The 13,739-nt window shown below is 67.7% G+C and carries 13 protein-coding genes; 11 read left to right on the plus strand and 2 right to left on the minus strand.

Going from position 1 to position 13,739, the window contains the following annotated elements; translation table 11 throughout:
- The first annotated feature begins 13 nt into the window (after positions 1–13).
- The 10 genes from EV671_RS21945 to EV671_RS21990 all read left to right on the plus strand — a co-directional run bounded on the left by EV671_RS21945 (position 14) and on the right by EV671_RS21990 (position 11,377).
- A complete protein-coding gene (locus EV671_RS21945) occupies positions 14–1,105 on the plus strand; it encodes an ABC transporter ATP-binding protein (protein WP_132575813.1) in 1,092 nt (363 codons plus the stop codon).
- A complete protein-coding gene (locus EV671_RS21950; protein WP_132575815.1) occupies positions 1,102–1,992 on the plus strand; it encodes a carbohydrate ABC transporter permease in 891 nt (296 codons plus the stop codon). Before EV671_RS21945 ends, EV671_RS21950 begins: the two co-directional genes overlap by 4 nt.
- Entirely contained in the window at positions 1,989–2,825 is an 837-nt protein-coding gene (locus tag EV671_RS21955) for a carbohydrate ABC transporter permease (RefSeq protein ID WP_132575817.1), read from the plus strand. The genes EV671_RS21950 and EV671_RS21955 overlap by 4 nt, the downstream gene beginning before the upstream one ends.
- Positions 2,822–4,156 carry an extracellular solute-binding protein gene (locus EV671_RS21960; protein ID WP_132575819.1) on the plus strand — a complete coding sequence of 445 codons (1,335 nt, stop codon included), beginning with the start codon at positions 2,822–2,824 and terminating at the stop codon, positions 4,154–4,156. The genes EV671_RS21955 and EV671_RS21960 overlap by 4 nt, the downstream gene beginning before the upstream one ends.
- On the plus strand, positions 4,156–5,679 hold the full coding sequence (gene arfA / locus EV671_RS21965; protein ID WP_132575821.1) for an arabinosylfuranosidase ArfA: 1,524 nt from the start codon (positions 4,156–4,158) through the stop codon (positions 5,677–5,679). The genes EV671_RS21960 and arfA overlap by 1 nt, the downstream gene beginning before the upstream one ends.
- Positions 5,676–6,620: a glycoside hydrolase family 43 protein gene (locus EV671_RS21970; RefSeq protein WP_132575823.1), complete on the plus strand. Its 945-nt coding sequence runs from the start codon at positions 5,676–5,678 to the stop codon at positions 6,618–6,620. Before arfA ends, EV671_RS21970 begins: the two co-directional genes overlap by 4 nt.
- 7 nt (positions 6,621–6,627) lie before the next feature.
- On the plus strand, positions 6,628–8,523 hold the full coding sequence (locus EV671_RS21975; RefSeq protein WP_132575825.1) for a glycoside hydrolase family 97 protein: 1,896 nt from the start codon (positions 6,628–6,630) through the stop codon (positions 8,521–8,523).
- A gap of 29 nt (positions 8,524–8,552) precedes the next feature.
- On the plus strand, positions 8,553–9,305 hold the full coding sequence (locus EV671_RS21980) for a FadR/GntR family transcriptional regulator (protein WP_165917679.1): 753 nt from the start codon (positions 8,553–8,555) through the stop codon (positions 9,303–9,305).
- Between the two features lie 3 nt (positions 9,306–9,308).
- Positions 9,309–10,292 (plus strand): LysR family transcriptional regulator, encoded by a 984-nt coding sequence (locus EV671_RS21985; protein ID WP_132575829.1) that lies wholly within the window; start codon positions 9,309–9,311, stop codon positions 10,290–10,292.
- A gap of 281 nt (positions 10,293–10,573) precedes the next feature.
- Entirely contained in the window at positions 10,574–11,377 is an 804-nt protein-coding gene (locus EV671_RS21990; RefSeq protein ID WP_132575831.1) for a hypothetical protein, read from the plus strand.
- Positions 11,378–11,530: 153 nt separating this feature from the next.
- On the opposite strand, the gene EV671_RS21995 is transcribed toward EV671_RS21990, so the two are convergent.
- Together EV671_RS21995 and EV671_RS22000 are read right to left on the minus strand one after the other, a co-directional pair.
- Positions 11,531–11,770 carry a hypothetical protein gene (locus EV671_RS21995; protein WP_415840493.1) on the minus strand — a complete coding sequence of 80 codons (240 nt, stop codon included), beginning with the start codon at positions 11,768–11,770 and terminating at the stop codon, positions 11,531–11,533.
- 329 nt (positions 11,771–12,099) lie between these two features.
- Positions 12,100–12,771: a hypothetical protein gene (locus tag EV671_RS22000; protein WP_132575835.1), complete on the minus strand. Its 672-nt coding sequence runs from the start codon at positions 12,769–12,771 to the stop codon at positions 12,100–12,102.
- 191 nt (positions 12,772–12,962) lie between these two features.
- On the opposite strand from EV671_RS22000, the gene EV671_RS22005 reads away from it, so the two are divergent.
- On the plus strand, positions 12,963–13,481 hold the full coding sequence (locus EV671_RS22005; RefSeq protein WP_132575837.1) for a hypothetical protein: 519 nt from the start codon (positions 12,963–12,965) through the stop codon (positions 13,479–13,481).
- Positions 13,482–13,739: the final 258 nt, after the last annotated feature.

Here is a 13,739-nt window from a genome sequence, read left to right on the forward strand (position 1 = left end):
ACCGGAGACCCACGTGGCTGGCCTGAAGCTGGAGAACGTCTGCAAGCGCTACGGCGCCGTGCAGGTCATCGAGAACCTGTCGCTGGACGTGGCGCAAGGCGAGTTCGTCGTCTTCCTCGGCCCCTCGGGCTGCGGCAAGACCAGCCTGCTGCGCATGATCGCGGGCCTGGAGGAGGTGACGGGGGGCCGCATCCTGATCGGCGACCACGACGTGACGGCCGCCGCCCCGGGCCAGCGCAACCTGGCCATGGTGTTCCAGCACTACGCGCTTTATCCACACATGTCGGTGCGGGACAACCTCGCCTTCGGGCTGAAGAACATCGGCATCCCGGCCGACGAGATCGCCCGGCGCATCACCGAGTCGGCCCGCATGCTGGAGCTGGACGCGCTGCTCGAGCGCAAGCCCGGCCAGCTCTCCGGCGGCCAGCGCCAGCGCGTCGCCATCGGCCGCGCGGTGGTGAAGGAGCCGGGCATCTTCCTGTTCGACGAACCGCTGTCGAATCTCGATGCGGCATTGCGGGGTCGCACAAGGCTGGAGCTCGCGCAGCTGCACCAGCGCCTGGGCGCGACGATGGTCTTCGTCACGCACGACCAGATCGAGGCGATGACGCTGGCGACGCGCATCGTCGTCATGAAGGGCGGCGCCATCGAGCAGGTCGCCACGCCCACCGAGCTCTACCGCCGCCCGGCCACGCGCTTCGTCGCGAGCTTCATCGGCACGCCGGGCATGGGTTTCGTGCCGGTGCAGCGCGCAGGCGACGAGCAGGGCCGCGCCGTGGTGACTGTGCCGGGCGGGCAGAACGTGGCGACGCGGGTCGCGGCCGAAGGCCTGCCCGCGCAGGGCCTGGTGCTGGGTGTGCGGCCCGAGAACCTGAGCATCGGCGAGCAGGGCCCGCTGCGCGGCCGCGTCCAGCTCGTCGAGTTCCTCGGCGAGCGCACGCTGGCGCACCTGAAGCTCGAAGACGGCAGCCCGCTGATCGTCACGGTGCCAGCCGGCGCTTCGCCGAAGCCGGGCTCGCATGTCGCCGTCAGCGTGGATGTGGCCGAGGCGCATCTGTTCGATGAGGCCGGCCGGGCCCACCATGCGCAAGAGGCGCTGGCATGAGTGCCGCAACCGTCGGCCTGCGCGCCCCGCGCCCCGCCTACGCCTTCTTTGTCCTGCCCTTCGTCGCCATCTACGCCCTGCTGTTGCTTTGGCCCCTGGCCAAGGGCGTGTGGATCAGCTTCCACGACCACGACCTGCTGTCCGACGACAGCCTCTGGGTGGGCCTGGGCAACTACCGGGAACTGCTCAACGACGAGGTCTTCCACCAGGTCGTGTGGAACACGATCCGCTTCGTCGCGATCAGCACGCCCATCTTCGTGGTCCTGTCGCTGGCACTGGCGCTCGCCCTCAACCGCCCCGGCAGGCTCGCCGCGCTGCTGCGTGCCACCTTCTTCTGCGCATCGGTGTTCTCGGTGACGCTGATCACCCTCGTGTGGAAGCTCGCGCTGATGCCCGAGCGCGGCCTCGTCGCCCAGCTGTTCGCGGCCCTCGGCATCCCCGAGCTGCCGCTGCTGACCAGCGACAACCTCGCTCTGCTGACCATCGCCCTCGTCACCGTCTGGTGGATCATCGGCCTGCCGATGATCCTCTTCCTGTCGGCCCTGCAGCAGATCCCCTCCGACATCTACGAGGCCGCCGCGCTGGACAACACGCCGCGCTGGCGCGTGCTGACCCACATCACGCTGCCCAGCCTGAAGCGCGCCATCGTCCTCGTCGCGCTGATCGAGGTGATCCGCGAGTTCCAGGTCTTCCCGCAGATCATGCTGATGACCAATGGCGGGCCCAACAACACGACCCGCTCCATCGTGCAGTTCATCTACGAGCAGGCCTTCATGCAGCTCTCCCTGGGCTACGCGACGGCTGCCTCGCAGGTGCTGCTGGCCATCATGCTGGTGGGCGTCTCGGCCCAACTCTGGCTGGAACGCGACAAGGGAGGCCAGCGATGAACCCCTTGCTGAGACGCGGCTGGTTCGACCGCCTCGTGATGGCCGGCCTGACGCTGCTGGCCCTGGCCTGGATCGCACCGCTCTTGTGGGTGCTGGCGCTCTCGTTCAAGCCCAACGAGTTCCTGCTGCGCCACACCGACGTCTTCCTCGCGCCGCCCTACACGCTGGCCAACTACCTGGACATCCTGCAGACCTCGCAGGTGTTCCGCTGGCTGGGCAACAGCGCGGCGGTGGCGCTGCTGCAGACGGTCGGCGTGCTCATCCTGTCGTCGCTGGCCGGCTATGGCTTCGCACGCTGCGAGTTCCCCGGCAGGCGGGCGCTCTTCGCCCTCGTCATGTTCGGCCTCGCGGTGCCGGCGCAGTCGGTCTTCATCCCGCTGCACCGGCTGTTCTCGGACTGGAACCTGCAGAACACGCTGGCCGGCCTCGCGCTGCCGGGCCTGGCCGCGCCCTTCGGCGTCTACCTGATGACGCAGTACTTCAAGGCCATCCCGACCGAGCTGGAGGAGGCCGCGCTGCTGGACAACGCCTCGCGCTTCAAGACCTTCTTCAGCATCGTGCTGCCGCTGACGCTGCCGGCCCAGGCCACGCTGGGCATCTTCACCTTCCTGGCCTGCTGGAACGACTACCTCTGGCCCCTCGTCATCGCGACCAAGCCCGAGATGTACACGCTGACCCGCGGCCTCGCCTCCACGCAGACCAACTTCGCGCAGTCGGAGGGTTTGGGCTTCCTGATGGCCCAGGCCGTGTTCGCCGGCCTGCCCGCGCTGATGCTCTATCTCTTCTTCCAGCGCCACCTCGTCACCGCGGTCGCCGGAACGGGCAAGTCATGATGAAGCGCCTTTGCCTCATGCTCTGCACGGCCCTGCTCGCGGCCTGCAGCGCCCACACGCCCGACCCGGGCAAGACCGAGATCACGCTGATGCGCTTCTTCGGCAGCTGCGAGGCGCAGTACGGCCAGGTGGTGAAGGCCTCCGAAGGCGTCGGCGAATGCGGCATCGTCACGGCCCTGGTCAACGAGTTCAACGCGACCAACACCGACGGCATCGTCGTGCGCACGCAGATCGGCGAGTGGGGGCCCTACTACGACCAGCTCACCGCCCGCCTCGTCGCCAAGGACATCCCGGCCGTCGCCGTCATGCACGAATCGGCCCTCGGCGACTATGTGCGCCGCAAGCTCGTGCTGCCGCTGGATGCGGACTTCGCCCGCATCGGCATAGCCAAGGCCGACTTCACCGAGCACGCCGCACGTGGCACCTCGTTCAACGGCCAGACCTATGCCCTGCCCTTCGACACCTGGGCCTGGCTCTGGCACATCAACACGCGGCTGATGAAGCAGGCCGGGCTGATGGGCGCCGACGGCAGGCCGCTGCTGCCGCATTCGCCCGAGGAGCTGCTGGCCCAGGCGCGGCAGTTCAGGCAGCGCACCGGCAAGCCCTATTTCGCGTGGGCGGTGGCCAACGAGACGGCGGCCAACGACCGCACTTTTCTGACCCTGGTCGCGCAGCAGGGCGCCCAGCTGTTCTCGGCGGACGGCAAGACCATCCAGATGCACCAGCCGGCCGTCACCAATGCACTGACGCTGCTGCAGCGCCTCTACGCGGAAGGCCTGGTCAAACCCAACCTGGACTACGCCGCGGCCAACCAGGCCTTCCTGAACGGCGAGGCCGGGGTCGTCGTCGTCGGCACCTGGACCATCGACCAGTTCCTGCGCGAGTCGCGCAAGGCCGATTCGCCGCTGAAGGGCGGCTACACGGTCGTGCCCTTCCCCCAGCTCTACGAGCGGCCGGCCGTGTTCGCCGACGGCCACTCCTGGGCGCTGTTCAAGGGTGGCACGACCGACGCCAAGGGCCACGAAGCGGCGCTGAAGTTCCTGAAGTTCATCTGGGACCACAGCGCCGAGTGGTCGCGCACCGGCCACCTGCCGGTGCGCCAGTCGGTGGCGGGCAGCGCGGCCTTCCGCGCGCTGCCACTGCGCGAGCCGCTGGCCGAGATCACCCGCACCGGCATCGGCATGCCGGGCAATGTGCCGACGCAGCGCGCCATCGAACTGCTGATCGGCGAGGACGTGGCCAATCTGATGCTGTCGGCCAAGCCGGTCGACGACGTACAGGCCAGCGTCGAGAAACGCGTCAACACCGCCCTGAAGAAAGCCCGCCGCTGATGTTTGAAGCTTCGCTCACCGTCGACCGCGACTTCGCCCTCGCGCCGCTGGACCGCCGCCTGTTCGGCGTCTTCGTCGAGCACCTCGGCCGCTGCGTCTACTCTGGGCTTTACGAGCCGGGCCACCCGACCGCCGACGAGCAGGGCTTTCGCGGCGACGTGGCCGAGCTGACGAAGGAGCTGGGCGCGACCCTCGTTCGCTACCCCGGCGGCAACTTCATGTCGGGCTACAACTGGGAGGACGGCGTCGGTCCCAAGGACCAGCGCCCGCGCCGCCTGGACCTGGCCTGGTTCTCCACCGAGACCAACCAGGTCGGCACGCACGAGTTCATGCACTGGTGTCGCAAGGTCGGCATCGAGCCCATGTTCGGCGTCAACCTCGGCACCCGCGGGCCGGACGAGGCCCGCCATTACCTCGAATACTGCAACCACCCCGGCGGCACGGCGCTGTCGGACCTGCGCCGCGCGCACGGGGCCGAGGAGCCGCTGGGCATCAAGTTCTGGTGCCTGGGCAACGAGATGGACGGTCCCTGGCAGATCTGCCAGAAGACACCCGACGAATACGGTCGCATCGCCAAGGAGACGGCCAAGCTGATGCGCTGGGTGGACCCGAGCATCGAGCTGGCCGCCTGCGGCTCCTCGGCCTACGACATGCCGAGCTACGGCGCCTGGGAAGACCGCGTGCTGGAGCACTGCTTCGAGCAGGTGGACTATCTGTCGCTGCACAGCTATTTCGTGAAGCCGCCGGCGGACACATCCACCGAGAGCTTCTTCGCGCAGATCGAGACGAATGCGCGCTACATCGAGGACACGGTGGCGATTGCGGATGCGGTGGCGACGCGCAAGCGGTCGAGCAAGCGGCTGATGCTGTCTTTCGACGAGTGGAACGTCTGGTACCGCGCCCGCCACGGCGAGCACCTGAAACAGGCCGGCTGGCCCGAGGCGCCGCGCCTGCTGGAAGAGGTCTACACGGCCGAGGACGCGCTGCTGATCGGCGGCATGCTGACGATGATGATGAACCATGCCGACCGCCTGAAGGTGGCCTGCATGGCCCAGCTGTGCAATGTCATCGCGCCCATCATGACCGAGCCCGGCGGGCCGGCCTGGCGGCAGACCATTTTTCATCCCTTCGCGCAGGCGGCGCGCTGGGCGCACGGCGACGTGCTGCGGCCTGTCGTCAAGTCGCCCGGCTGTGCGAACGCGAAGCACGGCGAGCTGCCCTGGCTGTGCGCCAGCGTCGTCGACGACGCGTCCACCGGGCAGACGGCGGTCTTCCTGCTGAACCGCCACCTCACCGAAGAGATGGACCTGGGCATCACGCTGCGCGGCCTGGGCGCCGGCCGCGAGCTGGTGCAGGCCGAGCAGCTGCATTCGGCCGACCTCCATGCCGCCAACACCATCGACGCGCCCGACCGCGTCGCGCCCCAGCCGCTGGCCGGCATCGCCATCGACGGCGAGCAGCTGCGCGTGAAGCTCAAGCCGGCGTCGTGGAACGTCATCGTCACGAAGGCAGTTCGCGCATGAGCATCAGCTGGACCAACCCCCTCGTCGAGCAGCGCGCCGACCCGCATCTGAGCCGGGTCGACGGCCGCTACTGGTTCACCGCGTCGGTGCCGAGCTACGACGCCATCGAGATCCGCAGCGCCGACAGCATCGCAGGCCTCGCGACCGCCACCCCCAAGGTCATCTGGCGCAAGCACGACAGCGGCCCGATGAGCTATCACGTGTGGGCCCCCGAACTGCACCGCATAGCCGGCCGCTGGTTCGTCTACTTCGCGGCCAGCGAACGCGGCGACATCTGGAAGCTGCGCATGTATGTGCTCGAGTGCTCGGGGCAAGACCCGCTGCGCGACGCCTGGGTGGAGCGCGGCCAGATCCTCACGCCCGAAGAGGGCTTCTCGCTGGACGCGACGCCCTTCGAGCATGGCGGCCGGCACTACCTCTGCTGGGCGCAGAAGAGCCCGCCGACGGAAAGCAACCTCTACCTCGCCGAACTGGCCAACCCGTGGACGCTGAAGTCCGCACCCGTCTGCATCAGTCGCCCCGATCTGGCCTGGGAGCGTATCGGCTTCCACGTCAACGAAGGTCCGGCCGTGCTGAAGCGCCACGGCCGCGTCTTCATCGCCTACTCCGCCGCGGCGACCGATGCCAACTACTGCATGGGCCTGCTGTGGGCGGACGAGGGCGCCAACCTGCTGGACCGCCACAGCTGGCAGAAGTCGCCACTGCCGGTGTTCAGGACCAACGAGGCCGCGGGCCAGTTCGGGCCCGGCCACAACAGCTTCACGACGACGCCGGACGGCCGCACCGACCTGATCGTCTACCACGCGCGCAACTACAGCGACATCGTCGGTGACCCGCTCAACGACCCCAATCGCCACGCGCGCGTGCAGGCCTTGGCCTGGCGCGCCGACGGCTTTCCCGACTTCGGCACGCCGGTGGCCGATGGCCTCTACACCCTCTGAGATCGCCATGCGCCTGACTGCATCGCTGCTGCTCGCCCTGCCCGCCCTGGCTCACGCGCTGAGCAGCCCCGACGGCCGGCTCCGGGTCGACGTGTCGATCAACCCCGCGCAGCAGCTCGTCTACACGGTGCAGCGCGCTGGCGAGCCGGTGCTGCTGGCCTCGCGCCTGGGCCTGGTGCTGGAGGAAGGCGACTTCGCGAACGGCCTCAGCCTCGCCGCCGCCTCGCCCGTGAAGCCGCACCACGAGCACTACACATTGACCGCCGGCAAGCGCAGCAGCGTCGAGGTCCGCGCCAATGAGCAGAGCTTCACCGTCGCCAACGCCGCCGGCCAGAAGCTGTTGCTGACGCTGCGCGCCTCCAACGACGGCCTGGCCCTGCGCTACACGGTGGGCGGCGCCGGCCCCAAGCATTTCAGGGACGAGGCGACGAGCTTTGCCTTCGCGCCCGAGGCACGCGCCTGGCTGCAGCCCATGTCCGTCGCCAAGACGGGCTGGAAGCGCACCAACCCGTCCTACGAGGAGCATTACCAGACCGATATCGCCGTCGGCACGCCGGCGCCCACGCAGGCCGGCTGGGTCTTCCCCGCGCTGTTCCGCGCCGGCGCCAACTGGGTCGCGCTGACCGAGGCCGGCATGGACGGGCGCTTCCATGCGTCGCGCCTGCAGGCCGACTCGGCCGGCGGCGTCTACCGCATCGGCCTGCCTGACCCCAGCGAGATCTTCACCGGCGGCCATCTGCTGGCTCAGATGGACGGTCCGCTGACGACGCCCTGGCGCGTACTCGCCATCGGCCCGCTGAAGACGGTCATGGAGTCGACGCTGGGCACCGACCTGGCCGCGCCGGCCATTCCCTTCGACAAGAGCAAGCTCAAGCCCGGCCCCGCGTCCTGGAGCTGGGCGCTGCTGAAGGACGAGGGCACGGTGTTCGACGTGCAGAAGCGCTTCGTCGACTACGCCGCCGACATGCACTGGCCCTACACGCTGGTGGACGCCGACTGGGACCGCAGGATCGGCGACGCGAAGATGAAGGAACTGGCCGACTACGCGGCCACCAAGGGCGTCGGGCTTCTCGCCTGGTACAACTCCTCGGGCGCCTGGAACGACACCGAGTACAGCCCCAAGAGCGCACTGCTGACCGCCGCCGACCGCCAGCGCGAATTCGCGCGGCTCAAGGCCCTCGGCGTGAAGGGCATGAAGATCGACTTCTTCGGCGGCGACGGCGCCTCCATGCAGGCCTATTACATCGACCTGCTGAAGGAGACCGCCGCGACCGGCCTGCTCCTCAACTTCCACGGCGCGACGCTGCCGCGCGGCTGGGCCCGCACCTACCCCAACCTGCTGACGACCGAGGCCGTGAAAGGGCTGGAATACACGACCTTCACGCAGGAGGACCAGGACAAGGTGGCCCGCCATGCGGCCATGCTGCCCTTCGCGCGCAACCTCTTCGATCCCATGGACTTCACGCCCCTGGTGTTCGGCGACATCCCCAACATCCGGCGCGCCACGCGCAACGGTTTCGAGCTGGCCGAGAGCGTCATCTTCCTGTCGGGCATCCAGCATTACGCCGAGAAGCCCGAGGGCATGGCCACGGCGCCGGCCTATGTGAAGACGCTGTTGCGCGAGCTGCCGCGGCATTGGGACGAGGTGCGCTTCCTGGCCGGCGAGCCCGGCCGCTACGTCGTGCTGGCGCGCCGCGCCGGACGGCAATGGTTCATCGCCGGCCTGAACGCCGACGAGGAGGCACGCGAAGTGCGGCTCGACCTCGCCTGGCTGGGCCGGCGCGCCGGCCAGCTGGTCACCGATGGCGAAGGCCCGCGCGACTTCGCCGAATCCCGCCTTGCCGCGCCGCAGGCCACACTCATGCTGGCGCCCCACGGCGGCTTCGTCGCGCGCTTTCGATAATGAAGGCCTTATTCACCAGCCTGCCGCCGATGCGAACCCGAGCGGACCATTCCACCTACAGCGCCCAGCCCGAGGGCAAGAGCCAGCACGGCCGCATCGTCAGCGAGCTGGGTCTGGCCATCGTGCGCGGCGAACTGCAGCCCGGCGACAAGCTGCCGCCCGAGGCCCAGCTGCTGGAGCGCTACGAGATCAGCCGCCCCGTGCTGCGCGAGGCCGTGCGCGTGCTCGTGGCCAAGGGCCTGGTGGTGTCGCGCCAGCGCGCCGGCGCCATCGTGCGCCCGCGCAACGAGTGGCACATGCTGGACCCCGACGTGCTGTACTGGCTCATCCAGGCCCAGCCCCAGCGCGACTTCGTGCAGGCGCTGCTCGAGGTGCGCCAGATCTTCGAACCCGCCGCCGCTGCCTTGGCCGCACGCGCGGCCAGCGACGAGCAACTGGCCGGCATCGCCACCGCCTACGAAGGCATGGCCGCCGCCAGGACCACGGCCGAGCTGCTGGAGCCCGACCTGGCCTTCCACCGCCGCATCGCCGAGGCCACCGGCAACGACCTGCTGGCCTATATCGGCAACATGCTGTCGCTGGCGCTGCGCGAGTCCATCATCCTGTCCAGCCAGTTGCCCAACACGCACGAGCTCTCGCTGCCGCGCCACAAGGCCATCCTGACGGCACTGCAGGCCCGCGACCCGCTCGGCGCCCGCCAGGCCACGCTGGTGCAGCTGGACGAGACCGAGACCGACCTCAGCAACGTGCTGGCCAGTGACGGCCGCGTCAATCTCGCCTGAGCCATGGCCCGCGAAGACGACGATGACGACAACGGCGCGCTGACCGACGCCAGCCCCAACCCCAACTGGTTCCTGCGCGCACGGCTGAAGACGCGCCAGCTGCTGCTGCTGATCGCGCTGGACGACGAGCGCAACATCCACCGCGCCGCCGACGCCCTGTGCATGACCCAGCCCGCCGCGTCCAAGCAGCTCAAGGACCTGGAGGACATGCTGGACGTGAAGCTCTTCGAGCGCCACCCGCGCGGCATGGAGCCCACGCTCTACGGCGAGACCATGATCCGCCACGCGCGCATGGCGCTGACCAGCCTGTCGGCCGCGCATGACGACATCGTCGCGCTCAAGCACGGCCTCAGCGGCCAGGTGGAGGTGGGCGTCATCATGACCCCGGCCATGGGCCTGCTGCCGCGCGCCATCGCCCGCATCAAGCTGCAGGCGCCCATGCTGCGCATCGCCGTGCACATGGAGAGCAGCAAGGTGCTGCTGGACATGCTGCAGCGCGGCTCGCTGGACTTCATGATCGGCCGCATCCTGGAGGACGACGGCGCCGCCGGCCTGCACTACGAGGAGCTGACGGTCGAGCCCGCCTGCGCCGTGGCCCGCGTGGGCCACCCGCTGCTGAAGGCCGACAACCTCAAGCTCGCCGACCTGGCCGACCAGCCCTGGATCCTGCCGCCGCCGGGCAGCGTGCTGCGCCACCGCTGGGAGCTGATGTTCCGCCGCGCCGCGCTGGAGCCGCCGGCCAATGCGGTGGACACCACGGCCCTGCTGCTGATCACCGCCCTGCTGCAGCAGACGGATTCGCTGCATGTGATGCCGGTGGAGGTGGCTCGCTACTACGCGTCGCTGAACGTGCTGGCCATCCTGCCCATCGAGCTGCCCTGCCATATGGACGCCTTCGGCATCATCACCCGCGAGGGCCACCTGATGTCGCCGGGGGCGCGGCAGTTGCTGCATGAGGTGAGGCTGGCGGCGCGGGATCTGTATTGAGCGCTGCCACCGTGCTCGTCGATTTCAGCGCCCGATGTCATCGCCGAGGTCGGCGCAGCATGGCCCCGGTGGTTTGACGGTCGGCTGGCCCGCTCATGCGGCGGGAGGCCGCCCCACCCCTGTCGGAAAATTTGACACTTGCGAGGCCTGAGGCGCGCGAAGCGCGGATGCGCGCCCCCGGCCGTCAGTGAGGAAACAGCGTTTCCACGGGGCAGTGGTGCGCTCCTTGCAGGTGCATTGGCGGACCCGTTCGTTGTGAAGACAAACCGGCGAGGAGCACCATGAGCACGAACTACGCACTGCCGATGCAATCGTCCGACAGCCCGCTCGCGCAGGCCATCGACCGTTGGATCTGGGTCTTCATGGCGGCCTTCTTCGTCGCCATCACCTTGACGGGCTTCATCCCGGACTCGCTGATGAAGGTCGAAATGGTGCGGGCCGGCGCGCGGGCGCCCTTCCCTCTGGTCCTGCATGCGCATGCCGTCCTCATGGGAACGTTCCTGCTGCTGCTGCTCGCCCAAGCCACGCTGATGGCGACCGGCCAGCGCGGGCGGCACATGCTGCTGGGGCGCGTGGCCTTCGTGCTGGTGCCCGTCATCGTCGTCGTCGGCATCATCCTCGTCCCGACGATCTATCAGCAGGTCTGGAACGCGGCACAGGCGGCACCGCCCCAGGTGCAGGAGAAGCTGCGGCATCTGCTCGGTTTTCTCGACAACATCGCCTTGCTGCAGCTGCGCATCGGCATCCTCTTTCCCGTCTGCATCGCCCTGGCCCTGCGCGCACGGCGTACCGACGCCGACTTTCACAAGCGCATGATGTTCCTGGCGACCGTCCTGCCCCTGCCGGCGGCGATTGACCGAATCAGTTGGCTGCCGACCACCATGCCGGGCGGCCCGTTGGCGACCGACCTCTACACCCTGCTGGCCGTGTCGCCGATGTTCCTGTGGGATCTGGTCAGGCACCGCTCGGTGCAGCGGGCCTACCTGGTCTGGCTGGGTCTGTTCCTGCCATTCGCCATCGCCGCCGATCTGCTGTGGGACACGCCGGGGTGGCATGCGCTCGCATCGCAGGTCCTGCGGCCGTGAGCTCCGCCCGGCTTTGAACCGACTGGGGCGGGTGTCGGCCAATAGGCTCTCCCGGCGACCGACGCGTCAGAGGAAGGACAAGCAATGAGACGGTTGGTGCCCGAAGGCTTGTTGGGGAGATCGCGTGTTCGTATCGGCCGCCCATCTTCTCGATCATGGAGGGGTCAAGTCGATGCTGAGCATCGAGCCCAGGCCGAATGCCAGGGACAGTAGGGCGGCGAGCAATAGCACGAAGACAACGAGCACCTTTCCGCCCGCCCAGAGGACCGCACGCTGCGACGCTGGCCCCTTCTCTTTTTTCGCTTTGTCGTAGTGCCACTTAATGGCGAGGAACATTCCGATTCCCAGCACGCTCACCTTGAAAGCAATGAATACGGCGGGGACCCATTCCATGATTTCGATGCTCCAGACTTCTTGTTGACGCTGTCAATCGCGAGGCGAACGACCACAGCCACTGCTTGCCACTGTGCCCTCGGCGGGATGAAAAAAACAGGCGCAGATTCTTAGAAAAAGGACCAGATTAGATGGGCGCCTGTGACCTGCCCGAATTGCGGCGCGAGCGTCACGGAGCCGATATGCCCGCCGGCTTCACGAGACCTAGCCTGACTCCTAGCTGGACCGACCGCTAAGGGGGAGGATCGCGAACTTGAAGTCGCGGCCAGAAGCCGCCCTCCGCGAACGGCTGCTAACCGGATGCTTGGCTGCTCGCCAAACCTCGCGTTCTAGGCGCCCTTCGTCCGGTAGACGATGGGCGTGACCTCTCCACAGTAGAAGTGCGATTCAGACCTCTGTGTCACTTTGGCACCCGCCGGGTACGTGACCTGCAATCCGCCCTCGACCAACCAATGCAGGTCAATCTCGTCGTATTCGCACTCTGCGACGAAGATGCTGCCCCCGCCGCGCGATGTACCAACGAGGCGCTCCACATAGACCTGCGTGAATGCTGCATCTGGCAGGCTAAACGCCACAGCCTTGCCCCGCCCGTCTGGCGCGGCTGCCTCATGACTTGGAGGCGGCTCTACCGGTTTCTGCCTGCGCGGACGCCTTGCCTTGGGCTGCGGGGCGAGCAACTGAAGCTTGAGCTCATCGAGGACTCTGCGGCGCCTAGCTACCGCCGAGCCCGACCAGCGTGCGAGGTCGTCCCCGTTGTCAATGACTTCGATTGCTCTGCGCTTAACTTCATCATCGAGGCAACCATAGGCCCACTGCGTGGCGGCCAATGCCAGCCAGTAGGTGGGGCCGTCGTCGGCATCAGCGATGGAGCTGGCCCAGTCCGTCCCGAGAACCTCGGTCGCCTCACCGGGCGTCATGCCGCGCCTCAAGAGGTCCAGAAAGTCTCGCTTGACGTCGTTTGCAACGTCATCGTTGAATAGCGCGGCGCCCGACGTTCCCATGTGTTGCCTGTGCTCCCGGTTCGTACGCACACGATACCGGTCTCATAGCCAAGATGGACATACTTCGTGCGCCGGTTCCGACCACCACCCGCCATTCGCGAACGGCGGCAATGAGGCATCATGCCGCTCAATGAGCTTTGCCCTGGCATGCCAAACACGGTGCAGAGCACAACGCAAAGACTGCGGCAGCCATGATCGTCAATTCCAGCTTCGGCGTCCTTGCCTCACTGCTGAGCGGGGTCGTGACGTGCCTGTGCCTTGTCTGCCTAGATGGCCGACCATGGCAGTCGCAAGCGGAGTTGACCGCACTTCAGGAGCAGGAGGCGGGGAGATGGCGGGACGAGGCGCAAGCGACGGTGCTCAACATCGTTCCCGACGGGTTGCGCGCGTGCGGCTTCGTGGCTCTGGGGGCAGATCGCGGCGCGGCGCTGAAATGCATTGAACACGCCGAACGACATCAACTGCACTACTGGGTTGCGTCGGAGGCGCAAGGTATCGACTCCCACGTGTGGGTCGTCGTGCTGAAGGGCGCTGGTGGCGCCTCGCAGCTGCTTCTGGATTCGTACGGCTGGGAGGCAGCCCCTCACCGTTGGCCACGCTTCGGCGTGACGGAGTTGCCTTGCGAGGTGATTGAGGTCAACGCGGCGGTGCAGGTCAAAGACTCGGACGGATTCGCCAATGCCACCCCGGCTTTCGACTGCCGCCGGTAGCCGCCGATGCCCGAACTAACGGTCCCGGCCATGACCGGTCGGTCGCAAACGTCGGCATTGGGATACGTCGCCCATCATGAAAATTCGCTCAGCGCTGTTTCACATTGCCGTGGCTGCGGCCCTTGGCGGGCTGATATCCGCCTTCACCCCGGCGAGGTGGGCGTGTTACGTCCCGCGTAGATTTGGGCTCGCAGTCCCAAGCTATTCGAGGTTGAGCAGAAGCTGTTGTCCCGCGAAGGTTTGGACGGGACCCGCAAC

The organism is Roseateles saccharophilus (genome assembly GCF_004342485.1).
Lineage (GTDB): Bacteria > Pseudomonadota > Gammaproteobacteria > Burkholderiales > Burkholderiaceae_C > Pelomonas > Pelomonas saccharophila.